The following is a 26,340-nucleotide window of genomic DNA, read 5'->3' as shown; positions in this document are numbered from 1 at the left end:
GTAGGCAGCGCATTGCAGGAGGCGTTTACGACATTTTTTCTTGAAGCTGACGCAGGGTGCTCACTACACTTCGGTCAACCTGTCTGGCCGAAAGGGCATCATGCAGCGACCGGAATCCGCACGCTCCGAGCGTGCCTATGCGGCTTATGCGAAGCGGCTCGATGGCCGTGTCGTCGTACGGCGTTTCGATCCGCGCAGCGATTCGTACGAGTCTTTGACCGCGTTGCTGCATCGCGCGTACGCGCCTCTCGGCGCCGCGGGCTTCAACTGTCCGCCTGTCGACCAGCCGGCGTCGGCGACGCGCGAACGCATGCTCACCAACGAGTGTTTCGTCGCGCTCGGGAACGCGCATCTGGTCGCGACGATCACGATGCAGCCGCACGATCCCGATTCGCGGTGCGATCCGTACCGCAGCCGACGCGTCGCGACGCTCGGCCAGTTGGCCGTCGATCCGGTCTGGCAGGATCGCGGCATCGGCCGTGCGCTGCTCGCGTTCGCGCAACGGCGAGCGGCTGCGCGTGGCGCGACGCACCTCGCGCTCGATGCGCCGCATGCGGCTATCCGACTCGTCGACTTCTATCGACGCGAAGGATTTCAGTTGATCGACGTGATGCGGTTTGCAGGGCACAGCTACGACAGCGCGATCCTGTGCAAGGCCGTTGGCTTGTTCGACGGGCGGATACCTGCATCCGACATGACGTCGATCCACGTCGCGCGGCGCGCCGGAGCGGCGTCATGAAACACGAAGCCGACGACGACCGTGCGCGGCTCGCACTGACGCATGCCCGCACGCGGGCAGCGCTGCGCATGCGCGGGCTGGTGAAGTTGACTGTCATCACGATCGCGGTCACGCAAGTTCTGACGTTCGTGTTCGACGCCCTGCTCGCCGCGGTCGGCTACGCGCCGGAAGCCGCGACGTTGCTGCTGTTCCGTTTCGTCACGTGCGCGCTCGTCAGCTTCTGGCTTCAGGCGGACGCATCCCGCGCATATCGGCATGCGGCGCAGTACGGGTTCGTGACGGTGTCCGGTGCGCATGGCGAACTGATCGAGATCGCACCGCAATGCCCGAAACGCTGGCTCGTCGTGTTGAGTCTGCAACTCGAACCGCGATGGTTGAACGGTGAGCGGATCAAATAGCGGGCAGCGCACCGATCGATGCCGCCGGGCATGCTGATAGGTGAGTTCGCATGTCGTTGATCGGCTCACGCGTCGAGGCGGTACCGTAACGGCGTTGCGTGATGACGTGCTGGCGCGGAAGCACATCGTGGCATGCGGGCGATGCGACAGGGGCTCGCTATTGAGGCGCGGCAAACGAAACGGAAGGGCAGGAAGAATGACACGCGCCGAACGACGCGATGACGCGGACGGGAGAGCGACGCTGACAGGTGAGGTGCACGCGCGATTGCATGTCACCGATGCGAGGCTTGCTGCGGAATCGAAGCGCGATCGCGCTCATATCGCCAACGAGAAACGACGTGCAGCCCATTGACTTACTTGCCTGCACGCCTCGCGAATGCACGATCGAGCCGTCATTCGGCACGCAAACACAGCTCCCGAATAATCTCACCTCACGCGTTCGTCGAAGCCGCCCTGCCTCGACAAACGCTCATGCCGACACGAACGGGGCAGTCGGCAAACGCGCCGAGCCGCCCCGCCGGCACTCAGACCGTCCAGTCGAGGATCACCTTGCCGCTTTCACCGGACAGCATCGCGGCGAAGCCTTGTTCGTAATCGTCGGCCGCAAAACGATGCGTGATGATCGGCGAGAGATCGAGGCCGCTTTGCAGCATCGCGACCATCTTGTACCAGGTCTCGAACATCTCGCGCCCGTAGATGCCCTTGATCTCGAGCCCCTTGAAGATCACCTGGTTCCAGTCGATCGCCGTCTGCGCGGGCGGAATGCCGAGCAGCGCGACCTTGCCGCCGTGATTCATCGCCTCGAGCATGCTGGTGAACGCGCTCGGCACGCCCGACATCTCGAGGCCGACATCGAAGCCTTCCGTCATGTGCAGATCGGCCATCACGTCGCGCAGCGACTCGCGTGCGACGTTGACCGCGCGCGTCGCACCCATCTTGCGCGCGAGTTCGAGCCGGTAGTCGTTGATATCGGTGATCACGACGTTGCGCGCGCCGACGTGCTTCGCGATCGCGACGGCCATGATGCCGATCGGGCCCGCGCCCGTGATCAGCACGTCCTCGCCGACGAGATTGAACGACAGCGCCGTGTGCGTCGCATTGCCGAACGGATCGAAGATCGATGCGAGATCGTCTGAAATCTCGGGCGGAATCTTGAACGCGTTGAACGCGGGAATCGCCAGATACTCGGCGAACGCGCCCTCGCGATTCACGCCGACGCCGACGGTGTTGCGGCACAGATGCCGGCGGCCGGCACGACAGTTGCGGCAGAAGCCGCACGTGATGTGGCCTTCGCCGGACACGCGGTCGCCGATCGCGAAGCCGCGCACTTCCTGCCCCATCTCGACGATCTCGCCGACATATTCGTGGCCGACGTGCATCGGTACGGGAATCATCTTCTGCGCCCAGTCGTCCCACTTCCAGATATGGATGTCGGTGCCGCAGATCGCCGTGCGGCGAATCTTGATCAGCACGTCGTTGTGTCCGACTTCGGGGCGCTTCACGCGCGTGAGCGTGAGACCCGGGCCGCGCTCGAGCTTTGCCAGTGCTTTCATGGTCGCGCCTCCGTCAGACGATGCCGAGCGACTTGCCGACGCGCACGAACGCGGCGACCGTCTGATCGATCTGTTCAGGCGTATGCGCGGCGCTCATCTGCGTGCGGATGCGTGCGCGACCGCGCGGCACGACCGGGAACGAGAAGCCGATCACGTAGACGCCTTCTTCGAGCAACTTGTCGGCCATGTTGGTCGCGAGCTGCGCGTCGCCGAGCATCACCGGGATGATCGGATGCGCACCCGGCACGAGCGTGAAACCCGCGGCGGTCATCTGTTCGCGGAAACGCGCGCCATTCTCGCGCACGCGTGCGCGCAGCTTCGCCCCTTCGTCGCTGCCGAGCAGTTCCAGCACCTTCAGCGACGCCGCGGCAATGCTCGGCGTCAGCGTGTTCGAGAACAGATACGGACGCGAGCGCTGGCGCAGCAATTCGACGACCTCGCGGCGGGCCGCGACATAGCCGCCCGATGCACCGCCCAGCGCCTTGCCGAGCGTGCCGGTGATGATGTCGACGCGACCGTCGACGCCGCAGTGCTCGGGCGTGCCGCGGCCATGCGCGCCGATGAAGCCGACCGCGTGCGAATCGTCGACCATCACGAGCGCGCCGTAACGATCGGCGAGGTCACAGATGCCTTTCAGATCGGCGATGATGCCGTCCATCGAGAACACACCGTCGGTCGCGATCAGCTTGTGGCGCGCGCCCGCTGCGTCGGCTTCCTTCAGCTTCGCCTCGAGATCGGACAGATCGTTGTTCTTGTAGCGGAAACGCTTCGCCTTGCAGAGGCGGATGCCGTCGATGATGCTCGCGTGGTTCAGCTCGTCGCTGATCACCGCGTCGTTCTCGTCGAGCAGCGTCTCGAACAGGCCGCCGTTCGCATCGAAACAGCTCGAATAGAGGATGCTGTCTTCCGTGCCGAGAAACGACGCCAGCGCGCTTTCGAGCTGCTTGTGCACGGTTTGCGTGCCGCAGATGAAGCGCACCGACGCCATGCCGAAGCCATCCTGGTCGAGACCGGCCTGCGCCGCGGCGATCAGGCGCGGATCGTTCGCCAGACCGAGATAGTTGTTCGCGCAGAAATTCAGCACGCCGGCACCGCTGGCGAGCCGCACGGCCGCCGCTTGGGGACTCGCGATCTCGCGCTCGGTCTTGTAAAAACCGTCCGCGCGGATCTGGTCGAGCGTCCCGCGCACCTGGGCGAGAAAGGCATCACGCATCGCAAAGCTCCTGACATGGGTTCGCAATCCGCCGCGCGCCGCTCGTGGCGGCAGCGCAACGGCCTGCTACTGTTATAGTCGGTCGTTCGGTTGACCGCATTTATCCGATATTCCGAACTAGAATTCGAAATACCGAACAACTCTAAGCGAACGGAAACCAAATGGCAAGTTCCTCCGCGTCGCGGCGCACGCGTGCCGGCGCCGCACCGCAGCCGCCGGGCGTGACGCCGCCGCGCGTCGGCGAGCAAATCCAGCGCCTGCGCAACGAACGCAAGCTGACCCTCGACGACCTGTCGCGCGCAGCCGGCGTATCGAAGTCGATGCTCTCCGAGATCGAGCGTGACAAAGCCAATCCGACGATCGCGGTCGCATGGCGGCTCACGAATGCGCTCGGCATCACGCTCGACGAGCTGTTCTCGCAGCCGAAAGCGCCGGAAACGATCCGCGTGGACGGCCCGCACGACATCCCGACGCTCGCCGGCCACGACGGCCGCTATCAATTGCGCGTATGGGGCCCGATCGACCTGGCCGGCAAGTTCGAGTGGTACGAGCTGACGCTGCCGGGCGGCGGCGCGCTCGTGTCGAACGCGCACGAACCCGGCACGCGCGAGCACCTCACCGTGCTGCAGGGCGCGATGGAAATCGAAGCCGCGGCGGCGAGCCGGCGCCTGAAGGCCGGCGACACCGCGCGCTACCCGGCCGACACACCTCACGCCATCCGCAACCCCGGCAAGGCCGAAGCGCGCGCACTACTGATCGTGATTCATCGCTGACGATGCGAATAGCTGGCCGAAAGGCCAGTTGCGGAAAATACTGTATGTTTGTACAGTATACGGACATTCCGCCATGCATTGGCCGGGCCGGCGCACCGAGGCGCCCGCTCCGGTCGACAGGAGCCTGCGATGACAGAAGAACAAGATTTGGCCGCGCTCAGCTTCAAGGCTGCCGCGCACGACCTCGAGTTGATTGTGCGTCATATAGCCGGGCGCTACATCCATCAGCGCGTCCCGCTGTCGTGGCGTCTGCTGCACGCCATCGAAGCCGAGGCGCTCGCCGATCTCGGCTTTGCCAGCCGGCACGAAGCCGGCATGCGCCAGTTGTTCGAACGGCCGTCGGACATGACCTTTCCCGAAACGGATGATCCGATCGACTTCGGACGATCGAATGCGCTACCCGCTGTCTTCTCGTTCGCGGTCCTCGCGTATGAAGCCGCAGCCAGATCGCAGGAAGCGGCACCCCGCGAGCGCACTCATCGCCCGTCCAAGGCGTGGGGCGACTGACACCCGGCCCCGGCCGTTTGAAACGGCGGCCGGCTCCCGCATCCTGCTGCCCGCGACGTTGCGGATAGGGCTACCATATACGCAACTAACGGAATAAACGACATGTCCCTTCCCATATCCTCCGACACCCCCGCACGCCCGGAAGAAAAGGATCTGTTCGACCGCGGTGCGTCCGACTGGATCATCTCGCCCGAAGCCGCGTTCGACGCCTGGCTTGCCATGCAGGACTACCGCCGCTCGTCGGCTGACGTCTACCGCGCACAATGGGGCGCTTTTCTTGCATGGCTACGAGCACATCAAAAAAACCTGGCCACGGTCGATACCGCAACGATCGCGAATTTCGTCAGCGAGCTTCCTATCCGGAAAACACAGCGAATGCGCTATTTGAGGCTGATCGAACGCGTGCTCGACCACATCCGGCGCACCGAGCTCGCGTCCACCAACCCGGCCCGCTTCATTGCTCAGGATGGCGAAGCGAACTGGCGCCAGGCACGCGACAACGAGCCGACCGGTTTCCTGACACCGGCCGAACGCGCGAAGTTGCTGGCATACCTGTTTTCGCCGATTGGTGTATCCGGCTCCGCATACTGGAAGGAGCGGCGCGACCGCGCACTCGTCGCCGCATTTCTCGGGGCCGGCGTGAAAACCGGCGAAGCACGCGTGCTCACGATTAGTTGCATCAATACGAGTGGAACGTCGCTGCAGATCCCGTCGACGCATCCCGATTTCGCGCGCGAAACCCATCTGGCCTCGTTCGCGATCGCGTTGCTCGAAGCATGGCTCGTGGAGCGCAAGCGCCAGGAGATTCCGGGGGAGCTCGTGTTTCCGGCATCGCACGCCGGGCGGCCGATGCACAAGGCGACGATGCTGCGCGCGATCGATGCGATCGTCGAATCTGCGGGGCTCACGTCGTCACGCACCGCACGCGCGAGCCCGCAAACGCTGCGCAACACTTACGCAGCGGAACTGTTCGAGCATGACGTACCGCCCGAGCGGGTCGGCAAATGGCTCGGCTTCATGCGGCCGATTTCGTCGAACCGTCTGCACCGCGCATGGAAAAACTGGCGCGATGATCTCGCGAATGGTGACGTGTCCGAGCAAGACGAAACGCTCTAATGCCGAGCCGGTTGCTCACGCAACATGACTCGTGAGCAGCCTTGTGCGGCGTAGCCTCACCGTTTCACAGCTCCCGGAAAACCTCACCTCACGCGTCCCGAATCGTCTCACCTGTGCGATCCCTGTGCCGGACGACACGTCAGTCGCGCGCAAAGCGCGCGATCGCTTCGAATCGTGAAGGCCACGGCCCCGACGCATGTTCGCACTCGGGGCACGACACTTCGAATCCGTCATCGCCATGCGACAACTCCGGCTCCCCGTCGCAATGCGGGCACTGGGTCGGCACCGGAATTTCGTGGTCCAGTGACGTCCCGATTGCGGAAAACGCATCCGCATCGAGCTGACCTGCGTCGGCCAGGCGGCGAATCAGTGCGGAAATCTCCGGATTCATCCCGCGGCTCGCGCGCAGCGTATTCACGTCGCGTGTCGCGCGGTCCAGTTCGTCGCTCTGGGTGCGCAACTGTTCCTCGAGCCGGTCTGCGCGGGCCTTGGCCGAACTCAGTTGCTGAAGAAAATCGAATTCCTTGCGCTGCACGTCGCGCAGACCGCTCTGGTAGGTCGACGCCATGCTGCGCAGCGAGTCCAGCTCGACCAGCATCGGTTTGACACGGCGCTCGGCTTCGGCCACCGCATCCTTGATCTGCTGCGCGTAGTGTTCGGTGCGCTGCTGCAATTCGGCTTGCAGCGTGTCGATGCGGTCGCGCAGCGTCGCATTCTGCGTCTGCTCGGTATCGACGCGGCCGGCCATGACGGCCAGTTCCTTTTCAAGTCGAGCGACTGTGGTGAGCAGTGTCGCCTCGTTTGCCGAACCGTGCGTCGACTGCGAAGCCAGCTGCACCTCGAGTTCGGTCACACGCGCCTGCAGCTGCTCGTTGCGGGTTTCACTGCGCGTCAGTGCACCCTCGAGGGTTTCCTGGCGAACCGTGGCATCGCGCAGCCGTTGTTCCGCATCGGCCAGGCCGGCGCGAACCTGTTCGCGATCGAGATCGAGGCTTTCCCTGGCCGCTTTCAAGGCCTCTTCATATAGCGCGCCGAGCAACGTGCCTGCCTTTTCCTCGACCGCTTTCGGGATCGCTGCACCGTCGAGCCGAATTTTCGATGCGGAACGGATTCGTTCCCAGAAATGATCGATGTCCTTCGGAATGTCGCTGGCGCTGCCGGTCTGGGTCAGGTCGCGAACGTTGGCGGCCGACGGTCGGATACCGAGATCGAAGAACAACCGCTTGCACGCATGCAGCGACAACTCCTGGCGGCGCGCGCCGCTCGCGCGAAGCGATTCCAGTTCTTCTCGGATGACTTCACGCATTTCATCCAGCGTCATGGGAGGACTCACAGACATTGATATGTTGCGATCATAACGAAATACGTATTTTTTGATACTTCTTTTCGCGGCGTGTCGTGAATTTACGTCGCTGTGCACAGAAATCAGGGCTGTGGGCCAATCCGGACGAACCAGCTCTTCGATTCCGTGAAACAAAGCGAAGAAAACAAGGCAAGTCCTTGTCCCGAAAGCATTTTTGAGTAGGCCCCGAAAAAGTGCATTTGTTTCACATGACCGACGTCATCGCAGCCAGTCGGTGTTCAGGCGTTGGGTCTCTGTGGAAAACTCGACGTCCGATGTCTTGAGAGTATTAGAAGTAAACACCCTTGAACCCTTAGTTAAAAACGTTAACGCCACGGCACAGCCTTATGTAGCAAGGCTTTCCGGCCGACAAGGTGAAGTTTTACGGGAACCAAGGTGATCTTCTGCGGGAGCTGAAGTGATGGGGTTCGGGGATCTGCGTGAGCCGATGCAGGAAAGGTCGTGAGCGGATTCGGGATCACAGTGAAACACGAGATTTCCCCAAAGGTGAGGTTTTTCGGGGCCACACAGCCACAGAACCCATGCTGTGCCTACGCGCACAGTTTTCTGCCTGTGCAGACACAGGTGAGAATTTGCGGGACCTTCTTCGCGCCCCTATTCTGCCCATCTTTTGAGCAGTTTTCGGGAAAGGTGAGGTTTCACGGGACTCCACAGGGATTTGCTGTGAGGATTTCCGGGAAACGACCGTCATTTTGCACAGCAAAAGTGCCCTGTGAAGCCAGTGAGGCCCGAAAGGTGAGGCTTTTCGGGAGCAAAATCCGGGTTTTCCTGCACGGATCCCGATAAGGTGAGCTTTTTCGGGGCATCGATCAAACGCTGCCGGGCGCCTCACAGGTGAGGTTTTTCAGGAGCGCCATTTGCTCGAAGATTGGCGAAAGGTGAGGGTTTCCGGGATCGGGAGTGCAGCGAATTCGCTGAAAAGCCCACCGGGACTGGCGGAAATCTGATTTTCGCTGTGCCACTTTTTGGCACAGGTGAGATTTTTCAGGAGGCAGCACACAGCTGCCGCATCCGCCCGACCGCCGTAAAGGTGAGGCTTTTCGGGGGATGATCGCTGGACACAGCGGAACGCCTTGCGCACATAAGTATCGGATGTCATTGACATTTTTGATACCGCGGCGGTTACGGTGAGATTTTTCGGGAGCAGCTTCCGCGTTCGTTGGAACGTCGTTTTTATCGTCAAGGTGAGGTTTTTCGGGAGCCTTGAACTGCTGATCCCGCGTGTGTCGGGGATTCGTCGATATCGTGGTCACAGAATTTCGAGCCGATAAGGTGAGAATTTTCGGGACCGAACGGATTCTGTGCGCTGTACAATGCGCGCCCGGGCCAGTGAAACGGTTTCGATCGACGTTGCGGAGACGCTTTTCGGTGCCGGTTTCCGGATGCGGGGCGCGGTCGCGACTGCCCCATCAGCCGCGCCTGTACATGCATACAGGGCGTTGCGAGCCTGTCCGCTCGATGCCGCGACGGCCAGTGGCGATGCTGTGACGAGCACCCGGAAGCGCAGTCGTAAAATTGCGACAAATCGAAAGGTGAGCCGATACGGGAGCAAATTTCGCACGTATCGAGCACAGGCAAAAATCTGTGAATCCGCGCATCCCGCGACACGTCTGGACGAGTCCGAAACGCTTTAAATCCGGACCGGTGAGGGTTTTCGGGAGAGGGTTGGGGTGAGTGCCGTTTTGCGCGCGCACTTCACCGGCTATGGTGAGCATGTCGTTCTGGACGCACATCACCACAGGCGCTATCCTTCCGTGAAACTTCTCCTCCGACCAGACGCATGGCCACGAAGCGCGCCAAGAAAACCGATGTGGATGTGGTGAGTGCCAGTTCAGCCGAATTGCGTAAGGCCGTCGAGGCGATCGCAATTCAGCCGAAGAGCGGCAAGATCACGCTCCTGACCCGCAAGCTGTTCAACGTCCTGCTCGCCGTCGCGCAGCAGGCCGACGACTCGGGCGATACCTATCGCGCGCTGCTGTCGGACATCGTCGCCAACTCCGCCTTCGATTCGAACGACACCGCTCTGGTGAAGGAACACCTGCGCCGTATGGTGTCGGTCCAGGTCGAATGGAGCACGGGGACGTCGAGCCAGAAGCCGGGCCGCAAGTGGGGGATTTCGACGCTGATCGCCGATGCCGAAATTCTCGAGGATCCGGCCACCCGCCGCGTGTGGGTCGAATTTTCATTTGCACCGAAGATCAAGAAGAAACTGCTCGACCCGGTCCAGTACGCGCGTCTGAGTCTGCAGTTCCAGAGCCAGCTGCGCAGCAGCGCTGGTCTTGCGCTCTACGAAATCTGCGTGCGCTACCTGACGAACCCGAGCCACCTGACGATGCGCGAGCCGTGGGAATGGTGGCGGCCGATCCTGTCGGGCACGCCCGATACGGAAGCCGGCGACGAGGCGAAGCGCGAGTACAAGTACTTCAAGCGGGACTACCTGCGTCCGGCGATCGCCGAGGTCAACGCGGTCACCAACATCTTCGTCGAGCTGATCGAGCATCGTGAAGGGCGGCGGGTCGCGGAGATCCAGTTCCGCGTGACCGAGCGCAAGCAGCCGATGCTCGCGCTCGACGAGCACCCGAACGTGTTCGACAGCACGCTGGTCGACCGGATGGTGAAGCTCGGGATTCCGCTCAAGGAAGCGCAGACGCTCTATGCGGACAGCGAAGAAAACCGGATTCGCGCCGCGCTGCAGATGACCGAGCAGCGGATGCGCAGCACGACGCTGCCGCCGGTGCGCAGTGCGCCCGCGTTGTTCAAGGACGCGCTGAAGAAGGGTTATGCGCCGCCGGTCGAGTCCGTCGACGCGCTGCCTTCCGGCATGCCTGCCGCGAAGGCCGTCTCGGCGCAGCCGGACGATCTGAAGGCTCGTCTGTTGAGCGAATTCGCGGTGTTCCGCCGCAAGGAAGCGAAGGTGCTGTACGAGGAGCAGGGCGACGCGGAGCGCGAAGTGGCGCGCGAGTCGTTCGAGTCGGAGGTGTTGCCGACGATGGGCTCGCACCTGCGCGACGACTGGCGCAAGCGCGGTCTCGATTCGAAGCTGGCCGAGACGGCCTTTTTCGACTGGCTCGCCCAGAAGACCTGGGGCGAGCCGACCGACGGCGACCTGCTGTCGTTCACCCTGAATCAATCTCGGGCCGCCTGAGGCCCGTTCAGGCCCCTCTGACGGGGCCGTCGCCGGCCGCCCGCCATCGGGCGGGCCCGGCGCCTCACCAGGCCCTGCCGGCCGTTTCCATCACTCCGACAACAGCATCCGCTCGAGCTGCTCGAGGATCGCGTCGCGCTTGTCCTTCGGGAGGCCGCGCAGGCGCAGTTCGATGCGGTCTTCGCCATACGACTTCAGGTCGCCGACCGACTTGCCGCCGAGCTTGATCTCGAGACGCTGCGCATAGCGCTGGCGACCTGCCGGTTTCGGCGTTTCCTGCGCCGCGACGCGGCCCTTGACGATGTCCGACACCTGGCGCGTGCTGAGATCGTCGGACACGATCTTGTTGATCAGCCGCAGCGTCGCCTCGGTGCCGCGCGCATTGTGATAACGACCGACCTGATACGCCATGTTCGACCCGAAGCGATCGGGGCGCGCGACCATCTCCTGCATCACGCTTTCCGGCAGCTTGCCGATCGACAGCGCAACCGCGACCGTCGACTCGTCGAGGCCGAGATGCTCGGACAGTTCCTTCTGACTCTGGAAATGTTTGTCGTCGAGGAAACGGCGCCATACGACGGCGTTGTCGAACACCGTCTGCGAATCGCGTTGCACGTTCAGGTCGTAGCCGAGCTTGTAGCTCTGGATTCCGATCGGCACGTCGATCACGATCGCCTTCACCGACTCCTTGTTCGCTTCCTTCAACGCACGCACACGACGGCCGCCGTCGCTGACGAAATACGAACCCGGATTGTCGTAGTCCGGAATCACGTGGATCGCCTGCTGTTGCCCCTGCTTCGCGAGGTTGACCGCGAGTTCGGCAATCGACGACTTCAGATAGAAGTGCCGCGGGTTGAACGGGCTATGCTTGATCGCCTTCAGCGACAGCTCGATTACCTGGCCGGGCGCATAGCGGTTCTCGAGGCGCCACGCGCGATATTGCGGCGATTCGTCGGTCGACGGATCGAGCAGGACGTCCGGGGCCGGCGGCGGTGAGATGTCCTTCTTGGCGGACTTCGTCGGTGCCGGCGTGGCCGTCTCGGACTTGACGATGCCGTCGATGGCATTCAGCCGATCAAGCGCCGTGCGCTTCTCGCTCGTCGTGATATCCGGGCGCGCCTGGAATCCTTTTGCAAATTGGGAGGGTTTCATGCGACTCCTTTATGCGCATAAAGTCAGGGCAGCATGGCGACGATTTCGTCGGCACATGCGCGGATTTCCGCGGCGGCCAGCTTCGCGCCACGATCGTTCATCTGCAGCACGGTCTGACCGAGCGCCATCGCCTGCTTGTACGCTTCCCGGGTCGGGATTTGCGTCTTCAGCAACGGGAAGCCGAGTTCCTCGAGCGCGCGCTTGAGCTCGCGGGTCAGCATGCGCTTCTCTTCGGTCTTGTTCAGCAGGAAGACGGCGCGGAGATCTTCGTTCATCACCTGCGCCTGCTGGATCAGCTTGACCAGCCCGACGCTCGACCAATAATCGGCCGGCGACGACGAAGTCGGGATCACGGCGATCGATGCGGCCAGCAGCACGACGCCGGAGACTTTCTCGGTGATCGACGGCGGGCAATCGACGACGATGATGTCGTAGTCGTTGATGAACTTCTTGATTTCGCGATGGATCTGGCCGCCGGCTTCGGCGAGGTTGACGACCGGGAACGGGATGCCGGCGTCGCTGTCACCGGATGCGCTCGACCAGTGAACCAGTGTGTTTTGACCGTCTGCGTCGATGACGAGGACGCGCTTCCCTTTCTCATGGAATGCCGCGCCGAGGTGCATGGCAATCGTGCTTTTGCCGACGCCACCTTTTTGTTGAGTGACTGCAATGATTTCCGCGGCCAATTTTCACTCCTGTTTTTGGTCGTTGGAATTCTACAGGACGATATTTATATTTCAATGAAATTGTCGTTCGCCAACTACGCGTTAGCCATTCGGGCGATTGGTTTATGCGCATAAACGAGCTGGGGATGTCGGATGGCTGGCGCCGGTGGAGGAAGCGAGGTCGCTGCGGTGGATGATGAATGGTGATGCTCTTGGCGACGGGCGGCTTCGGTTCCACGTTTGGCACACTGATCGGCACTGCCCTATCCATCGTTGAAGGGGGCGCTGCCGTGGTGTCGGGGGAGTTTGTGCGCATAAACTTCGGCAGTGCCGGAGAGCACCGACGACTCTGGGTTCTCGCTTGAGCGTGCTCCCCGATGACAAACGCTGCGCGGCTCAGACCGATGCGACGCGATACATGCCATTCAGTGACGAAGCGCGCTGGCCGTCCCCACTGTGCTTATGCGCATAAACCACCGGGAGGCTCGGCCGTTATCGGAGGTCACACGCCCCCAGACTCCATCACGCATTGCGCTGATGGTCGTTCGGCGCATCGAAGTGCCCGCGCCGACCGTGATATCCGCGGTCCTTTCCACTAGGGGACGCGCTAGCTTTATGCGCATAAACCCCGCGCGGATATATGAGGTGGCGCCACGTCGGCGCCGTCAACACGACATGACGATGAGTCTGATCCCCTCAGCTATCCGCCACCGAAGACGGCGTCGCAAATTCCCCATGCAACGCACTTTATGCGCATAAACGCACCAAGCGGACTAGGCACTCGTCGGCGCAACTCACTCGCCCCTGCACGCCACACCGAGATTCCAATCCCCTTCCACCCGTGTACCGACACCCCGCCGAAACACCCGCAACCAGACTGGCTACAATACGGGCCTTTCTCATCCAGGCCCGAACGATGATCACGATCTACCACAACCCCCGTTGCTCGAAGTCTCGCGAAACGCTCGCATTGGTCGAGACACTGAACACCACCGGCACGCCGGTGAACGTCGTCGAATACCTGAAGACGCCGCTGACGGTCGAAGAGCTGGAAGCGCTGCATCGTCAGCTCGGGCGCCCGGCGCGCGACATGCTTCGCGATGGCGAGGAGCCGTACAAGACGCTGGATCTGGCCCGTACGAACCTGACGGACGCGGAAGCCTACGAAGCGATTGCGGCGCATCCGATTTTGCTGCAGCGTCCGATCGTCGTGTATCGAGGCAAGGCCGCCATCGGCCGCCCGCCCGAGTCGGTGCGGGCACTGTTCGAATAATTTTAGTTCGGCGTATTTTTCTTATCGAATCGATCTCGGCGCGAGCGCGCCGGGATCGACCGACAGGATTCGCAACCGCCAGCCGATCCCCGACGCCACGCAGCAGGCAGCCCGTACTCGGCGCGCTCGCCCCACAAGGCGCCTCCAGCACCGACCCTACGACGTCAACAACGACATCGCCAACTGCGACGCGCAACCACAGACTGACATCGGCGACTTAGCCCTTCGGCGCGTCGCCCGACGGCTCGTCCCGATCACCCCTCGCCTCATCCACCATCCCCCGCCCCGCCGCTGCATGCGCCGCCGTCCGCAGCATCGCGATCTGCCCGCGATATGCGCGGCATCCGCTGCAAGCCGGCAGATGCACGTGCACCTGCATGCGCTCATGGAGCGTCAACGATCGGTCGAGCGCATCCGAAAGCAGTCGCGTCACGTCTCTACATTTCCCCGGCAGCATCTTCGGTCGTCAGTCCTTTTTCGCTCAGGCAGGTGCGCAGGCGCGTGCGCGCCCGATACAGCAGCACGCTGCAATGATTCGTCGTCAATGTCAGTTCGCTGCAGATATCGGCAATCTCGACGTCGAGAAATTCGCGCATCATGAATACGCGTCCGATATGTTCCGGCAGGTGGTCGAGGCAGACCTGAAACAGCGTCCAGAACTGCCGTTGCTGCAGCAGCGTTTCGGGGCGTGCCCACGGTCGCGGCTTCGTGTGCGCGGCCCAGTGCCCGTTTTCCTTGAACAACTCGCGATCGAGCACGGATTCGCCGTCGAGCTCCGCATCGAGTGCGGACAGACTCACCGTCCGCTGCCGTGCACGCAGAATGTCGATCAGCTTGTTGCGCAGGATGCCGAACACCCAGGTCTTGTGGGCCGACCGTCCCGCGAACTCCCCCGCATGCGTCCACGCAGCGGTCAGCGCTTCCTGTACGGCATCCTCGGCCGCATCGGCATCGCGCAGTTGGAGTCGCGCGAAGCGCAACAGGTCGCGGCGCAGTTGCGCGAGATAGGTGGGGTCGTCGTACGCGGACGGCATGGCGGGTCGGGAGCCTTACGGAGCAGAGGCGATCATGGCGCGCCGTCGGGCGGGCGCATCGCGGTGCGAGCAGCTTACTGGTCAAGACGCCGCGCTGCAACGGATGTTCCGTCACGAATTCACGAAGCCGGCCGGCGCGCTGCGCTATGCTTGCCGGAGCCCCGCACCGCGCGTCGTGAAATCGCGACGCGGGCGGTCTGTAACATCAGATCATAGCGGCCAAGTTATCCACAATTTCTGTGGAAAACCTTGTGGAAAGTCGGCCGGTCGGCCCCGTGGGACGGCTCGCGGGCTGGCTTGCCTATAAACAGACCTTTGTCGCCTGTTCGGAATCAATCGATTCGATTCCTCACCCACCGGAAGGAGAAAGCCATGTCCTATCGTGTTGCAGTCGTCGTCGGCAGCCTGCGTCGCGGTTCCTGGAACCGCGCGCTCGCGCATGCCGCGATCTCGCTCGCCCCCGCCGATTTCTCGTTCGAATTCGTCGAGATCGGCGAACTGCCGCTGTACAGCCAGGACTACGACGCGGATTTTCCGGAAGTCGCGAGGCGCTTCAAGCAGTCGATCGAAGCCGCCGACGCACTGCTGTTCGTCACGCCCGAATACAACCGCTCGATTCCGGGCGTGCTGAAGAACGCGCTCGACTGGGGCTCGCGCCCGTGGGGTCACAACTCGTGGTCCGGCAAGCCGGGCGCCGTGCTCGGCACGTCGCCGGGCGCGGTCGGCACCGCGCTCGCGCAGCAGCACCTGCGCAACGTGCTCGCGTATCTCGACGTAAAGACGCTCGGGCAGCCGGAAATGTTCATCAAGCATGACCCGGCGCGCATCGACGACGAGGGGCAGATCGTCAGCGAGGACACCCGCAAGTTCCTGCAGGGTTTCGTCGACCGCTACGTCGACTGGGTGCGCGTGCTAAAGGCGGCCTGAGCACCGTCCCCTTCCCGCCGCCGGCACCGGCCCGCATGCCGCGGGTCAGGCGCCGGCATGCCGCGCATCGCGCGCTTCGCGGATACCGAGCAGGATCTCGTCGAGCAGCGCGATGTCGAACGGCTTCGACAGCACGCGCACGTTGACGGTACGCGTGCGGTCGAGTTCCTCCGCGTATCCCGTGACCAGGATCACGGGCAGCTTCCCCGGCCGCTTGTCGATCGCTTCGGCGAGATCGATGCCGTTCAGGCGGCCCGGCATGTGGATATCCGAGATCACCAGATCGAAGGCGTCGTTCGCGGCCGCGCCCTCGATCAGGCGCAACGCGTCGTCGGCGGTGGGGGCGTAGGTGACGCGGTGCCCGAGCAGCGTCAGCAGCGCTTCGGTGCCGGCCGCGACTTCGCTGTTGTCTTCGACCAGCAGCACGTGCAGGCCCGCGAGCGCGCCGGTGTCGTGCGCGACGGGCTGCGAGCGCGCGACGATGTCCTCGACGCGTGCGCGCGGCAGGTAAAGGCGCACCGACGTCCCGGCGCCGACCGCGCTGTCGATCGTCGCGAGGCCGCCCGAGCGCTCGCAGAACGCGAACACCTGCGGCAGCCCGAGCCCCGTTCCCATCCCCTGCGCCTTCGTCGTGAACAGCGGCTCGAACGCGCGCGCGAGCACGTCGGGCGCCATGCCCGAGCCCGTATCGTCGAGCGAGATCTGAACGAAGTCGCCGATCAGCGGAAAGCCGTCCTCGCGGCGCAGTGTCACGTTGCGCGCACCGACCGTGAAGCGGCCGCCCGCCGTCATCGCATCGCGCGCGTTGACGGCGAGATTGATCACCGCGAGCTCGAGCTCCGCGACATCGACCCGGATCGGCCAAATGCCGGGCTCGATCGCGACGACCAGCGACGACTTCGAACCGAGCGACGTCTTCAGCAGTTCGCGACACGTGCCGAGCCACTGGCCGACGTCGATCGTCTCGTTGTGCAGCGGCTGCTTGCGCGCGACGCCGAGCAACTGGCGCGTGAGCGACTGGCCGTTCTTCAGTGCGCGTTCGATTGCGCCGAGTTCCTTGTCGAGATGCTGGACGCCGCGTCGCCGCGCGATCTGCACGTTGCTCGAGATGATCATCAGCAGGTTGTTGAAGTCGTGCGCGACGCTGCCGACCAGGTTGCCGAGCGCCTGCATCTTGCGCGACTGCCGGTATGCCGATTCGATCGAGCGCCGCATCGACGCTTCGGCCTGCCAGCGGTCCCACGCCTCCTCTTCCGCCTTCAGCCGCTTCAGCGACAGCCAGATCACCGACCACAGCGCGATCGACGGCGCGAACATCGAGATGAACAGCACGCTCAGGTGTTCGTACCATTCATGCCAGATCGCGGAGGTGCGGTACGCGCAGGTCACGTACACGGGGTAGCTGCCGACCTGGCGGTACGCGACGATCTCGCTGCTGGCGCCGTCGTGGCGCACGCGCACGACGCCCGCGCGCGGATCGTTGCGCGCGTTGCCGAACGTGGCCGTGAGATCGGTGTGCGCGAGCGACGGCGGCGGCGGATACGACGCGATCACCGCGCCGTCGGAGCGCGCGAGCGCCATCGTCATCGGCGTGGCCGCGCCGCCGAGCAGGTCGCGGTAGAACGCATTGAAATACGACGACTTCAGCGCGATCGAGACCATTCCGGCGAACGAACCGTCGCTGTGGCGTCGCGCGACGCCCGTGTTGAACACGGGGATGTTCTCGAGCTTGAGCGGCCCCATCATCAGTTTCGAGATGTGTTCGATCACCTTGCCGTCGCGGATGCCGGCGAAGTCGTCGCGATACGCGATCGACGCATAGGGCGCCGGATAGTAGAGGCTGTTCGCGAGCAGCATCCCGCTCGCACCGAAGATCGACACCGCGGCCACCTGCGGATAGCCGCCGCCGATCGTGTTCAGCGCTTCGTGGATGTCGGATTCGTGGCGGCGCACGGTGGCGTCGTCCATGTCCTGCACGAGGTCGACGATGCGCGCGTCGAGCGTCTCGCTCAGGTCGAACACCTTGAGCGCATGCTCCTCGGCGACACGCACGGTGCGCATCGTCACGTCGCTCGCCGCGGCCTCGCGTGCCTTCAGGTCGTTGTACGCCATGACCGACACGTAGATGCACGGCAGCACGATCGCCGCGACCAGCAGCACGATCAGCGTCACGCGCCGGACCGCGAAATCGTGCTCGGGTGCGCCGGACGCATAGCTGCCGTCGTCCTGCCAGTCGTCGGCGGGCGGGGAGACGGGTGTACGGGAGTCGGCGGGACGTTCGGACGTCATCGAGGAAGGCGGGCCAAGCTGAGATGTTCAATCATAAACGAGTTGCGCTTGCCCGCCGAACCCGCGCGCGGATGTGCAACCTGATGATTCCGACAGGGCGAAATGAAAGTTTGAAAACGCTATGAATCCGGCAGCGCAAACGTACACAAAGAAAAATTTTGCGTGCTTATCTTGAAAATGGTCGCGCCTGTTTTCGGAATGCCGGCCGATCGAACCGATTTTGTTCGAAATGGTGAAAATGGCGAGTTGCACTGCCTTCGGTTTACTCAGAGAATCGCGCCTTGCTTTCCCTATGACAGATATATGCGCCCGCCGGCGTTCGCGGCGCGGTGTGTCGCGTGCCTCGCGCCGCGCCGCCCGCGCTTGATTGCACGGCGCCTCAAGAAGCGCGCCGCGCGGTCGTTAACGCGAGAGAGACCATTCCGTATACCGCTTCGCCGCCATGCCTTTGCCGATCGTGATCGCCGACGACTCCTTGCTCGCTCGCAAACTTCTGACAAAGGCGCTGCCGGGAGACTGGGACGTCGACGTCGCGTATGCGGCGAATGGTCGCGAGGCTCTGGCGCTCTATCGTGACGGCAAAGCTTCCGTGATGTTTCTGGACCTGACGATGCCCGACATGAGCGGCTATCAGGTGCTCGAGACACTGCGCCACGAAGATCTGAACACGTTCGTGATCGTGGTATCCGCCGATATTCAGCCGCAGGCGCAAGCACGCGTGCGCGAGCTGGGCGCGATCGCATTCGTTGCCAAGCCCGTGACGTCGGAGGCGTTGCTGCCCATTCTCAAGGAGTATGGGTTGTATGCCTGAATCGGTGTTCACGGCGGAGCAACGCGACGCGTTGCAGGAGATCGCCAACCTCGCGATGGGCCGCGCCGCCTCACGGCTCGCGTTGCTGCTCGGGCATTTCATCGAGCTGTCGGTACCGCGCGTGCGCGTCGTGAAGGCCGCCGATGCGGGCGACGCGCTGCGCGAGATGACGGGCATCCACGACAACGTGACGGCCGTGCGCCAGGGATTCCGTTCCGACATCAAGGGCGAGGCGATCGTGCTGTGCCGCAGCGCGGGCGTCGCGCGGCTCATGTCGCTGATGGACCGCACGTTCGGCGACGGCGTGTACGCCGGCATGGCCACGCAGGACGAACTCGTGTTCGATGTCGCGAACGTGCTGATGAGCGCGTGCGTCGCATCGATTCTCGACGAGCTTGGCCGCAAGCCCGTGTTCTTCCCGCCGGGGCTGCTCGGCGCGAACGTGTCGTTCGACGACGTGTTCCAGCCGAACGCGCTCGCATGGAGCGTCGCGCTGCTGCTCGAAGTGAACTTCGGCCTCGAGGATCACGCATTCCGCGCACATTTCGTGATGCTGATGGCCGAGGATTCGATCCGGCTGATGGGCGACGCGCTCGACGCATTGCTGTCCGCGCTATGACCGCTACCCCGACCACCACCGCCGCGTCGCTGAGCGACCTCGTGATCGAACGCGTCGGCTTCGGCCTGTTCGTGCTCGACCGCACGATGAACGTGCTGATGTGGAATCGCTTCATGCAGGACCACAGCGGTATCCCGGCTGCCGACGTGATCGGCCGCAACCTGTTCGACCGCTTTCCGGAACTGCCGCGCGCATGGCTCGAACGCAAGCTCGAGAGCGTGTTCCAGCTCGGCAGTTTCGCATTCAGCTCGTGGGAGCAGCGGCCTTACCTGTTTCGCTTCGAGCACGACCGGCCGATCACCGGCGGCGTCGACTACATGCAGCAGGACTGCACGTTCATGCCGCTCACGCGCGGCCGCGAAGTCGAGGCCGTCTGCGTGACGATCTCGGACGTCACGCACGTGAGCGTGATGCAGCGCGAGCGCGAGGAGGCGGTCGCGAAGCTGCGCGAGCATGCGAATCGCGACGGCCTGACCGGCATCGCGAACCGGCGCTTCTTCGAGGCGCGGCTCGGCGACGAATTCGCGCGCTGGCAGCGCTACGGCGGCGACCTGTCGGTGCTGCTGTTCGACCTCGATCACTTCAAGACGATCAACGACCGGTTCGGACACGCGGCCGGCGATGCGGTATTGCGCGAGACGGCGCGCCGCGTCGCGTCCATCGTGCGCGCGCAGGATACGTTCGGCCGCTTCGGCGGCGAGGAATTCGCGCTGCTGCTGCCGTGCACGAATCTCGACGAGGCGATGCGGGTGGCCGACAAGGTGCGCGACGCGATCGGCAGCACGCCGGTCGACGCGGAAGGCGTCAGCGTGCCGGTGACGGCGAGCGTCGGCGGCGCGTGCGCGACGGCGGGCGCGTCGGGGTTCGACGCGCTCGTCAACGAGGCCGACACCGCGCTCTATCGCGCGAAGCGGCTCGGGCGCGATCGGTCGATCGCCTACGCGTAACCGCCGCGCCGCCGCTTCCCGCGTGCGCTGCGCGCCGTTCAGCTTTTCGCGATATCCGCGAGCACGCCGGCCAGCACGGCCGGCTGCGACACGAACGGCGAATGGCTGCTGTCGAGCTGGTGCACGTGTGTCGGGTTGCCGGGCACGAATGCGTCGGCTTCGTCGATGAAGCGCTGCTGCAGCGCGGGCAGGATCACGCGATCCGCCAGGCACTTGATGTAGTGACGATCGATCGCGCCCCAGCGCGCGGTGGTCGTCGGGATCGCGGTCGCGAACGGCGCGGCCGGCACGTCGCAGGTCATCAGGTTCGCCACCGCCTCGAAGTCGGCCTGCGGCACGTCGTCGTACAGCGCGCGCTTCGCCAGCTCGCGATACGCGGCATCGCCGCTGCGCGGATCGATCCGCAGCGCGCCCGCGACGCGCGGGCTCGCGAGCATCAGCGGGCCCAGCATTTCACCCTTGTTTTCGGGCGCACGCACATAGTCGAGGCCCGGCACGCCCGACGCGGGCATGAACGCCGCGAGATAGACGATCTTCGCGATCTTCTCCGGCGCGCGCTCCGCCGCGGCCGTGATCGCGAGGCCGCCCATGCTGTGGCCGACGAGCACGACCTTGCCGCGGCCGAGCGCGTATGCGTCGTCGACCGCCTGCATCACCTGTGTCGCGTAATCGTCGAGCGTGGTGTTCGCGACCGGCGACGGCTCGGCGCCGAATGCGTCTTCGTCGAGCGGCCGTTCGAGATACGACGCGGGAAAGCGGGCATTGATGCCGTGCGCGGGCAGGTCGCGCGCGATCGACAGGCAGCCGCGCGCGGCCAGCGCGGCCGCGACGTGCGCGTAGCACCACGCACCATGCCACGCGCCGTGCACCAGCACGAAAACGGGATGGTCGGATTGCGCGGCGGCGGTTACGTTCGTCTCCATGGTGTCCGTGTCTTTTTTCGAGAAAGATGTTCATCTTAGACGAAGCCGCGCGCGTCCAAGCATGAACGCGCGGCCCGACCGTGCGCGCGCCCGGATCGGCTGTCGCGATCAGGCCCTTTTGTCTCGTTCAGGCCACATTTCGTCCTGATCTGATTTGAATTTGCGCCGAAGCGCGCTAATTTGACGCTTTGTTACCGATTGCGCTCCATGAACGTCGACTACCTCTTCTACCGGCGGCCGGAAAAGCCTGGCCCCTATTCGCTCGACGATCTGGGCGAGATCGCGCCGCCGATCGGTCCGAGCGACGTGGTGCGCGCGGGGATCGCGCGCGTGTTCGAGCAGATCGACTGGCACGAGTCGCCCGACGTGCCGGGCGCGTGGTTCGGCACCGGCGGCCCGTCGTTCCAGTTCACGGCGGAGCCCGACGGGCGCGTGACGAGCTTCATGGGCTCGCGCCTCGAACGCCGCTCGATGCTGCAGCTGACCCGCGAAATGGGGCTCATCGCGCTCGATCTGCAGCGCGACATCGTCTACGGCTGACGGGCGGCGCGACGCCGTTCCCCGTCGCGGCCGGCCACGCCGGCACCGGGCCCCGAGGCGGCCCGCCGGGCGCGGCGTGTGTCCGCCATCGAACTTCAAAGATTGCTATACTTTCGCCCAATTCCGGCTTCCGGCCGGTAATTTGTGCCCGTCTGCGTCGATCGTTCGCATATCTCGCACGCATTTGACGCCCTGACCAACCCAGCCGGGCATGGCCTCTTCAATCGCCCCGCGTGGGTGTCTCCGTGGAGCTCGTCTTGGCCGTTTCCAATCTCGTCGTGGACGAACAAGAAACCGACGCCGCTGCCGTCACATCGGGCAGTTCTTTCTATCTGGCGATGCGCATCCTGCCGGCAGTGCAGCGCGACGCGATGTTCCAGGTCTACGCGTTCTGCCGCGCGGTCGATGACATCGCCGACAGCGACCTGCCGCGCGCCGAGCGCAACGCGGGCCTCGATCGCTGGCGCGCGGACATCGACGCGTGCTTCGCCGGCCAGCCGCCGCGCCATCTGGTCGCGCTCGAGCGCGAGATCCGCGCATTCGACCTGAAGCGCGAGGACTTCCACGCGATGATCGACGGGATGGCGATGGACGCCGCCGAGGACATCTGCGCGCCGGACGAACCGACGCTCGACCTGTTCTGCGATCGCGTGGCGAGCGCGGCCGGCCGTCTGTCGGTGAGGATTTTCGGGATCCCGGAGGCGGAAGGCATCGAGCTGTCGCACCACCTCGGCCGCGCGCTGCAGCTGACGAACATCCTGCGCGACATCGACGACGACGCGGCGATCAACCGCTGCTACCTGCCGCGCGAGCTGCTCGCGCGCGAAGGCATCGCGATCACCGATCCGGCGACGATCGTGCGCGACCCGGCGCTGCCGCGCGTGTGCGCGACGCTCGTCGAGCGCGCGCTCGAACACTTCCGCGCGGCGGACGCCGTGATGGATCGCTGCACGCGCGCGCAGGTCAAGGCGCCGCGCATCATGTCGGGCGCGTACCGCTGCATTCTGGAAGCCGCGATCGCGCGTGGCTTCGCCGCCCCGCGCGTGCCGCTGCGCAAGCCGAAGGCGCGCATGCTGATGATCGCCGCGCGCTACGCGCTGTTCTGAGCCGATGCCCAGAACCGTCCACGTGATCGGTGCAGGACTCGCGGGCCTGTCGGCCGCCGTCGAGCTGCAACGCCGCGGGCGGCGCATCGTGCTGCACGACGCGCATGCGCATGCGGGCGGGCGCTGCCGCTCGTGGTTCGACGGGACGCTCAACACGACGCTCGACAGCGGGCTGCACCAGGTCTTCGCGGGGCAGTCCGCGACGCAGCGCTATCTGCGTGCAATCGGCGCGGCCGATCAACTGACGGGCCCCGCGCTGCCTGAATATCCGGTGGTCGACGTCGCGTCGCAGCAGCGCTGGACGCTGCGCTTCGGCAACGGGCGCTGGCCGTCGTGGCTGTTCGACGCGGCATCGCGTGCGCCGGGCACCACGCCGCTCGACTACCTCGCGCTGGCGTCGCTCGCGTTCGCGCGCACCGGTCGTTCACTCGCACAGACGATGCGATGCGACGGCGTGCTGTGGGATCGTTGGCTGCGGCCGTATTGGCTCGGGGTGCTGAACGTCGAACCGCGCCACGCAAGCGTCGAACTCGCGCGTGCGGCACTGTGCGGGATGTTTGCCGCGGGCGGCCCCGGCTGGCGCCCGCTCGTCGCGCGCCACGGGCTCGGCAGCGCATTCGTCGAACCGGCGCTGCGGATGCTGCAGCACGGCGGCGCGCAGATCCAGCTGAATTCGCGGCTCGATGCGTTCGAATTCGGCGCGCACGGCAACGCGGTCGATGCGGTCACGATCGGCGGCGAGCGCGTCGATCTCGCGCCGGGCGACGCGGTCGTGCTGGCGGTGCCGCCCGAGGTCGCGCAGCCGCTCGTTCCGGATCTCACCGCGCCCGACACGTTCAGCGCGGTCGTGACCGCGTATTTCGCGGTCGATACACCGGCCGGCAGCTCGCTGCAGACGGCCGTCGTCAACGGCATCGTCGACGCGGTGCGCACCGGCGATGGTCCGATCGCGGCGACGATCCGCGACGCGGGCCGCTGGCTCGACATGCCGCGCGATGCGCTCGCGCGGCGCATCTGGGAAGACGTCGCGCGCGTGACCGGCGCGAACCCGGAAACCCTTCCCGCGTGGCAGCTCGTCGTCGAGCCGCGCGCGGGGTTCGCGGCGGTGCCGTCGCAGGAAATGAAACGTCCGGCCGTGCGTACGCGCTGGACCAATCTCGTGCTGGCGGGCGACTGGATTGCCACCGGCTTGCCCGCCACGATCGAGGGCGCGATCCGTTCCGGCCAGCTGGCCGCGGACGTGCTCCAGACACAATAAGAGAGGGACCGATGAACGATCTCACCGATATGGCTACCCTGTCCGCCGGCACCGTGCCGGCCGGGCTCGACGCGGCCGTCGCCAGCGCGACCGACGCGCTGCTGGCCGCGCAGAACGCGGACGGACATTGGGTCTACGAACTCGAAGCCGATTCGACGATTCCCGCCGAATACGTGCTGCTCGTCCACTATCTCGGCGAGACGCCGAACCTCGAACTCGAACAGAAGATCGGCCGCTATCTGCGTCGCATCCAGCAGGCCGACGGCGGCTGGCCGCTGTTCACCGACGGCGCGCCGAACATCAGCGCGAGCGTGAAGGCGTATTTCGCGCTGAAGGTGATCGGCGACGACGAGAACGCCGAGCATATGCAGCGTGCGCGCCGCGCGATCCACGCGATGGGCGGCGCCGAGATGTCGAACGTGTTCACGCGGATCCAGCTCGCGCTGTACGGTGCGATCCCGTGGCGCGCGGTGCCGATGATGCCGGTCGAGATCATGCTGCTGCCGCAGTGGTTCCCGTTCCACCTGTCGAAGGTGTCGTATTGGGCGCGCACCGTGATCGTGCCGCTGCTGGTGCTGAACGCGAAGCGTCCGATCGCGAAGAACCCGCGCGGCGTGCGTATCGACGAGCTGTTCATCGACCCGCCCGTCAACGCCGGTCTCCTGCCGCGTCAGGGCCACCAGAGCCCCGGCTGGTTCGCGTTCTTCCGCGTGGTCGATCACGCGCTGCGCGCGGTCGACGGCCTGTTCCCGAGCTACACGCGCGAACGCGCGATCCGCCAGGCCGTGTCGTTCGTCGACGAGCGCCTGAACGGCGAGGACGGCCTTGGCGCGATCTATCCGGCCATGGCCAACGCGGTGATGATGTACGACGTGCTCGGCTATGCGGAAGATCATCCGAACCGCGCGATCGCGCGTAAGTCGGTCGAGAAGCTGCTCGTCGTGCACGAGGACGAAGCGTATTGCCAGCCGTGCCTGTCGCCGGTGTGGGATACGTCGCTTGTCGCGCATGCGCTGCTCGAAACCGGTGACGCACGTGCCGAGGAAGCGGTGCTGCGCGGCCTCGACTGGCTGCGCCCGCTGCAGATCCTCGACGTGCGCGGCGACTGGATCTCGCGTCGCCCGAACGTACGGCCGGGCGGCTGGGCGTTCCAGTACGCAAACGCGCACTATCCGGACGTCGACGATACTGCCGTGGTCGTGATGGCGATGGACCGTGCGCAGAAGCTCAAGCAGACGGATACGTATCGCGAATCGATGGCGCGCGCGCGCGAATGGGTCGTCGGCATGCAGAGCAGCGACGGCGGCTGGGGCGCATTCGAACCGGAAAACACGCAGTACTACCTGAACAACATTCCGTTCTCGGATCACGGCGCGCTGCTCGATCCGCCGACCTCGGACGTATCGGGCCGCTGCCTGTCGATGCTGTCGCAGCTTGGCGAGAGTGCGCTGAACAGCGAGCCGGCCCGTCGCGCACTCGACTACATGCTGAAGGAGCAGGAACCGGACGGCAGCTGGTACGGCCGCTGGGGGATGAACTACGTGTACGGCACGTGGACGGCCCTGTGCTCGCTGAACGCAGCCGGCCTGACGCCGGACGATCCGCGCGTGAAGCGCGGCGCGCAGTGGCTGCTCTCGATCCAGAACAAGGACGGTGGCTGGGGCGAGGACGGCGACAGCTACAAGCTGAATTACCGCGGCTTCGAGCAGGCGCCGAGCACCGCGTCGCAGACGGCGTGGGCGCTGCTCGGCCTGATGGCGGCCGGCGAGGTGAACAACCCGGCCGTCGCGCGCGGCGTCGACTACCTGATCGCGCAGCAGAACGAAGAAGGCCTGTGGGACGAGACGCGCTTCACCGCGACCGGCTTCCCGCGCGTGTTCTACCTGCGCTATCACGGCTATCGCAAGTTCTTCCCGCTGTGGGCGCTCGCGCGCTATCGCAACCTGAAGCGCGCCAATGCGACGCGCGTGACGGTCGGGATGTAACGCG

The 26,340-nt window shown here is 64.7% G+C and carries 24 protein-coding genes; 15 read left to right on the top strand and 9 right to left on the bottom strand.

Annotated elements, in window-relative coordinates; translation table 11 throughout:
- Positions 1 to 100: 100 nt before the first annotated feature.
- Positions 101 to 739 (top strand): GNAT family N-acetyltransferase, encoded by a 639-nt coding sequence (locus ACV22V_RS00215; protein WP_448012651.1) that lies wholly within the window; start codon positions 101 to 103, stop codon positions 737 to 739.
- Positions 736 to 1,137, top strand: a complete 402-nt coding sequence (locus tag ACV22V_RS00210) for a hypothetical protein (RefSeq protein ID WP_059698209.1) — start codon at positions 736 to 738, stop codon at positions 1,135 to 1,137. Before ACV22V_RS00215 ends, ACV22V_RS00210 begins: the two co-directional genes overlap by 4 nt.
- A 524-nt stretch (positions 1,138 to 1,661) precedes the next feature.
- On the opposite strand, the gene tdh is transcribed toward ACV22V_RS00210, so the two are convergent.
- Positions 1,662 to 2,690, bottom strand: coding sequence for an L-threonine 3-dehydrogenase (gene tdh / locus ACV22V_RS00205; protein ID WP_448012650.1), 1,029 nt, complete (start codon positions 2,688 to 2,690; stop codon positions 1,662 to 1,664).
- Between the two features lie 13 nt (positions 2,691 to 2,703).
- A complete protein-coding gene (locus ACV22V_RS00200) occupies positions 2,704 to 3,903 on the bottom strand; it encodes a glycine C-acetyltransferase (protein WP_059529057.1) in 1,200 nt (399 codons plus the stop codon).
- A gap of 161 nt (positions 3,904 to 4,064) precedes the next feature.
- On the opposite strand from ACV22V_RS00200, the gene ACV22V_RS00195 reads away from it, so the two are divergent.
- The 3 genes from ACV22V_RS00195 to ACV22V_RS00185 all read left to right on the top strand — a co-directional run bounded on the left by ACV22V_RS00195 (position 4,065) and on the right by ACV22V_RS00185 (position 6,299).
- Entirely contained in the window at positions 4,065 to 4,676 is a 612-nt protein-coding gene (locus ACV22V_RS00195; RefSeq protein WP_059529054.1) for a helix-turn-helix domain-containing protein, read from the top strand.
- A gap of 129 nt (positions 4,677 to 4,805) precedes the next feature.
- Positions 4,806 to 5,183, top strand: coding sequence for a DUF2471 family protein (locus tag ACV22V_RS00190; RefSeq protein ID WP_448012649.1), 378 nt, complete (start codon positions 4,806 to 4,808; stop codon positions 5,181 to 5,183).
- A 102-nt stretch (positions 5,184 to 5,285) separates the two neighbouring features.
- A complete protein-coding gene (locus ACV22V_RS00185) occupies positions 5,286 to 6,299 on the top strand; it encodes a tyrosine-type recombinase/integrase (protein ID WP_448012648.1) in 1,014 nt (337 codons plus the stop codon).
- Positions 6,300 to 6,438: 139 nt separating this feature from the next.
- On the opposite strand, the gene ACV22V_RS00180 is transcribed toward ACV22V_RS00185, so the two are convergent.
- Positions 6,439 to 7,620, bottom strand: coding sequence for a DNA-binding protein (locus tag ACV22V_RS00180; RefSeq protein WP_448012997.1), 1,182 nt, complete (start codon positions 7,618 to 7,620; stop codon positions 6,439 to 6,441).
- Positions 7,621 to 9,442: 1,822 nt separating this feature from the next.
- Between ACV22V_RS00180 and ACV22V_RS00175 the strand changes: the two genes are divergently transcribed.
- Positions 9,443 to 10,807: a RepB family plasmid replication initiator protein gene (locus ACV22V_RS00175; protein WP_448012647.1), complete on the top strand. Its 1,365-nt coding sequence runs from the start codon at positions 9,443 to 9,445 to the stop codon at positions 10,805 to 10,807.
- Positions 10,808 to 10,897: 90 nt separating this feature from the next.
- Here ACV22V_RS00175 and ACV22V_RS00170 read toward each other — a convergent pair whose 3' ends face one another.
- Entirely contained in the window at positions 10,898 to 11,959 is a 1,062-nt protein-coding gene (locus ACV22V_RS00170) for a ParB/RepB/Spo0J family partition protein (RefSeq protein ID WP_448012646.1), read from the bottom strand.
- Positions 11,960 to 11,982: 23 nt separating this feature from the next.
- Entirely contained in the window at positions 11,983 to 12,645 is a 663-nt protein-coding gene (gene parA, locus ACV22V_RS00165; RefSeq protein WP_040138954.1) for a ParA family partition ATPase, read from the bottom strand.
- Positions 12,646 to 13,540: 895 nt separating this feature from the next.
- Here parA and arsC point away from each other — a divergent pair.
- On the top strand, positions 13,541 to 13,897 hold the full coding sequence (arsC, locus tag ACV22V_RS00160; protein WP_059529036.1) for an arsenate reductase (glutaredoxin): 357 nt from the start codon (positions 13,541 to 13,543) through the stop codon (positions 13,895 to 13,897).
- 217 nt (positions 13,898 to 14,114) lie between these two features.
- On the opposite strand, the gene ACV22V_RS00155 is transcribed toward arsC, so the two are convergent.
- Complete coding sequence (locus tag ACV22V_RS00155) at positions 14,115 to 14,354, bottom strand: zf-HC2 domain-containing protein (protein ID WP_448012645.1); 240 nt, start codon at positions 14,352 to 14,354, stop codon at positions 14,115 to 14,117.
- Positions 14,335 to 14,931, bottom strand: coding sequence for an RNA polymerase factor sigma-70 (locus ACV22V_RS00150; protein ID WP_059529031.1), 597 nt, complete (start codon positions 14,929 to 14,931; stop codon positions 14,335 to 14,337). Before ACV22V_RS00150 ends, ACV22V_RS00155 begins: the two co-directional genes overlap by 20 nt.
- A 372-nt stretch (positions 14,932 to 15,303) precedes the next feature.
- On the opposite strand from ACV22V_RS00150, the gene ACV22V_RS00145 reads away from it, so the two are divergent.
- Positions 15,304 to 15,858 (top strand): NADPH-dependent FMN reductase, encoded by a 555-nt coding sequence (locus ACV22V_RS00145; protein WP_448012644.1) that lies wholly within the window; start codon positions 15,304 to 15,306, stop codon positions 15,856 to 15,858.
- Positions 15,859 to 15,903: 45 nt separating this feature from the next.
- On the opposite strand, the gene ACV22V_RS00140 is transcribed toward ACV22V_RS00145, so the two are convergent.
- Positions 15,904 to 18,147: a hybrid sensor histidine kinase/response regulator gene (locus ACV22V_RS00140; protein WP_059529027.1), complete on the bottom strand. Its 2,244-nt coding sequence runs from the start codon at positions 18,145 to 18,147 to the stop codon at positions 15,904 to 15,906.
- 442 nt (positions 18,148 to 18,589) lie between these two features.
- Between ACV22V_RS00140 and ACV22V_RS00135 the strand changes: the two genes are divergently transcribed.
- The 3 genes from ACV22V_RS00135 to ACV22V_RS00125 are packed head-to-tail and all read left to right on the top strand — an operon-like array spanning position 18,590 to position 20,524.
- Positions 18,590 to 18,958 carry a response regulator gene (locus ACV22V_RS00135; protein WP_011548759.1) on the top strand — a complete coding sequence of 123 codons (369 nt, stop codon included), beginning with the start codon at positions 18,590 to 18,592 and terminating at the stop codon, positions 18,956 to 18,958.
- Positions 18,951 to 19,577 carry a chemotaxis protein CheC gene (locus tag ACV22V_RS00130; RefSeq protein ID WP_059689214.1) on the top strand — a complete coding sequence of 209 codons (627 nt, stop codon included), beginning with the start codon at positions 18,951 to 18,953 and terminating at the stop codon, positions 19,575 to 19,577. The genes ACV22V_RS00135 and ACV22V_RS00130 overlap by 8 nt, the downstream gene beginning before the upstream one ends.
- Complete coding sequence (locus ACV22V_RS00125) at positions 19,574 to 20,524, top strand: GGDEF domain-containing protein (protein WP_059689215.1); 951 nt, start codon at positions 19,574 to 19,576, stop codon at positions 20,522 to 20,524. The genes ACV22V_RS00130 and ACV22V_RS00125 overlap by 4 nt, the downstream gene beginning before the upstream one ends.
- A gap of 38 nt (positions 20,525 to 20,562) precedes the next feature.
- Here ACV22V_RS00125 and ACV22V_RS00120 read toward each other — a convergent pair whose 3' ends face one another.
- Positions 20,563 to 21,447: an alpha/beta fold hydrolase gene (locus ACV22V_RS00120; RefSeq protein ID WP_448012643.1), complete on the bottom strand. Its 885-nt coding sequence runs from the start codon at positions 21,445 to 21,447 to the stop codon at positions 20,563 to 20,565.
- 207 nt (positions 21,448 to 21,654) lie between these two features.
- Between ACV22V_RS00120 and ACV22V_RS00115 the strand changes: the two genes are divergently transcribed.
- The 4 genes from ACV22V_RS00115 (at position 21,655) to shc (ending at position 26,336) form a co-directional block, all read left to right on the top strand.
- Complete coding sequence (locus tag ACV22V_RS00115; RefSeq protein WP_059529016.1) at positions 21,655 to 21,987, top strand: hypothetical protein; 333 nt, start codon at positions 21,655 to 21,657, stop codon at positions 21,985 to 21,987.
- A 257-nt stretch (positions 21,988 to 22,244) separates the two neighbouring features.
- Entirely contained in the window at positions 22,245 to 23,093 is an 849-nt protein-coding gene (hpnD, locus tag ACV22V_RS00110) for a presqualene diphosphate synthase HpnD (protein WP_059529130.1), read from the top strand.
- A gap of 4 nt (positions 23,094 to 23,097) precedes the next feature.
- Entirely contained in the window at positions 23,098 to 24,351 is a 1,254-nt protein-coding gene (gene hpnE, locus ACV22V_RS00105; RefSeq protein WP_448012642.1) for a hydroxysqualene dehydroxylase HpnE, read from the top strand.
- 11 nt (positions 24,352 to 24,362) lie between these two features.
- Entirely contained in the window at positions 24,363 to 26,336 is a 1,974-nt protein-coding gene (shc, locus tag ACV22V_RS00100) for a squalene--hopene cyclase (protein ID WP_059529011.1), read from the top strand.
- Positions 26,337 to 26,340 lie beyond the last annotated feature (4 nt).

This window comes from Burkholderia sp. AW33-5 (assembly GCF_053427615.1).
This window is presented reverse-complemented; position numbering and strand designations above follow the sequence as displayed.

Excerpts from the sequence above, each read along its gene's own strand:
- ACV22V_RS00215 (WP_448012651.1), top strand. The coding sequence starts at position 101 with ATGCAGCGACCGGAATCCGCACGCTCCGAGCGTGCCTATGCGGCTTAT.
- ACV22V_RS00210 (WP_059698209.1), top strand. The coding sequence starts at position 736 with ATGAAACACGAAGCCGACGACGACCGTGCGCGGCTCGCACTGACGCAT.
- tdh (WP_448012650.1), bottom strand. The coding sequence starts at position 2,690 with ATGAAAGCACTGGCAAAGCTCGAGCGCGGCCCGGGTCTCACGCTCACG.
- ACV22V_RS00200 (WP_059529057.1), bottom strand. The coding sequence starts at position 3,903 with ATGCGTGATGCCTTTCTCGCCCAGGTGCGCGGGACGCTCGACCAGATC.
- ACV22V_RS00195 (WP_059529054.1), top strand. The coding sequence starts at position 4,065 with ATGGCAAGTTCCTCCGCGTCGCGGCGCACGCGTGCCGGCGCCGCACCG.
- ACV22V_RS00190 (WP_448012649.1), top strand. The coding sequence starts at position 4,806 with ATGACAGAAGAACAAGATTTGGCCGCGCTCAGCTTCAAGGCTGCCGCG.
- ACV22V_RS00185 (WP_448012648.1), top strand. The coding sequence starts at position 5,286 with ATGTCCCTTCCCATATCCTCCGACACCCCCGCACGCCCGGAAGAAAAG.
- ACV22V_RS00180 (WP_448012997.1), bottom strand. The coding sequence starts at position 7,620 with ATGACGCTGGATGAAATGCGTGAAGTCATCCGAGAAGAACTGGAATCG.
- ACV22V_RS00175 (WP_448012647.1), top strand. The coding sequence starts at position 9,443 with ATGGCCACGAAGCGCGCCAAGAAAACCGATGTGGATGTGGTGAGTGCC.
- ACV22V_RS00170 (WP_448012646.1), bottom strand. The coding sequence starts at position 11,959 with ATGAAACCCTCCCAATTTGCAAAAGGATTCCAGGCGCGCCCGGATATC.
- arsC (WP_059529036.1), top strand. The coding sequence starts at position 13,541 with ATGATCACGATCTACCACAACCCCCGTTGCTCGAAGTCTCGCGAAACG.
- ACV22V_RS00155 (WP_448012645.1), bottom strand. The coding sequence starts at position 14,354 with ATGCTGCCGGGGAAATGTAGAGACGTGACGCGACTGCTTTCGGATGCG.
- ACV22V_RS00150 (WP_059529031.1), bottom strand. The coding sequence starts at position 14,931 with ATGCCGTCCGCGTACGACGACCCCACCTATCTCGCGCAACTGCGCCGC.
- ACV22V_RS00145 (WP_448012644.1), top strand. The coding sequence starts at position 15,304 with ATGTCCTATCGTGTTGCAGTCGTCGTCGGCAGCCTGCGTCGCGGTTCC.
- ACV22V_RS00140 (WP_059529027.1), bottom strand. The coding sequence starts at position 18,147 with ATGACGTCCGAACGTCCCGCCGACTCCCGTACACCCGTCTCCCCGCCC.
- ACV22V_RS00135 (WP_011548759.1), top strand. The coding sequence starts at position 18,590 with ATGCCTTTGCCGATCGTGATCGCCGACGACTCCTTGCTCGCTCGCAAA.
- ACV22V_RS00130 (WP_059689214.1), top strand. The coding sequence starts at position 18,951 with ATGCCTGAATCGGTGTTCACGGCGGAGCAACGCGACGCGTTGCAGGAG.
- ACV22V_RS00125 (WP_059689215.1), top strand. The coding sequence starts at position 19,574 with ATGACCGCTACCCCGACCACCACCGCCGCGTCGCTGAGCGACCTCGTG.
- ACV22V_RS00120 (WP_448012643.1), bottom strand. The coding sequence starts at position 21,447 with ATGGAGACGAACGTAACCGCCGCCGCGCAATCCGACCATCCCGTTTTC.
- ACV22V_RS00115 (WP_059529016.1), top strand. The coding sequence starts at position 21,655 with ATGAACGTCGACTACCTCTTCTACCGGCGGCCGGAAAAGCCTGGCCCC.
- hpnE (WP_448012642.1), top strand. The coding sequence starts at position 23,098 with ATGCCCAGAACCGTCCACGTGATCGGTGCAGGACTCGCGGGCCTGTCG.
- shc (WP_059529011.1), top strand. The coding sequence starts at position 24,363 with ATGAACGATCTCACCGATATGGCTACCCTGTCCGCCGGCACCGTGCCG.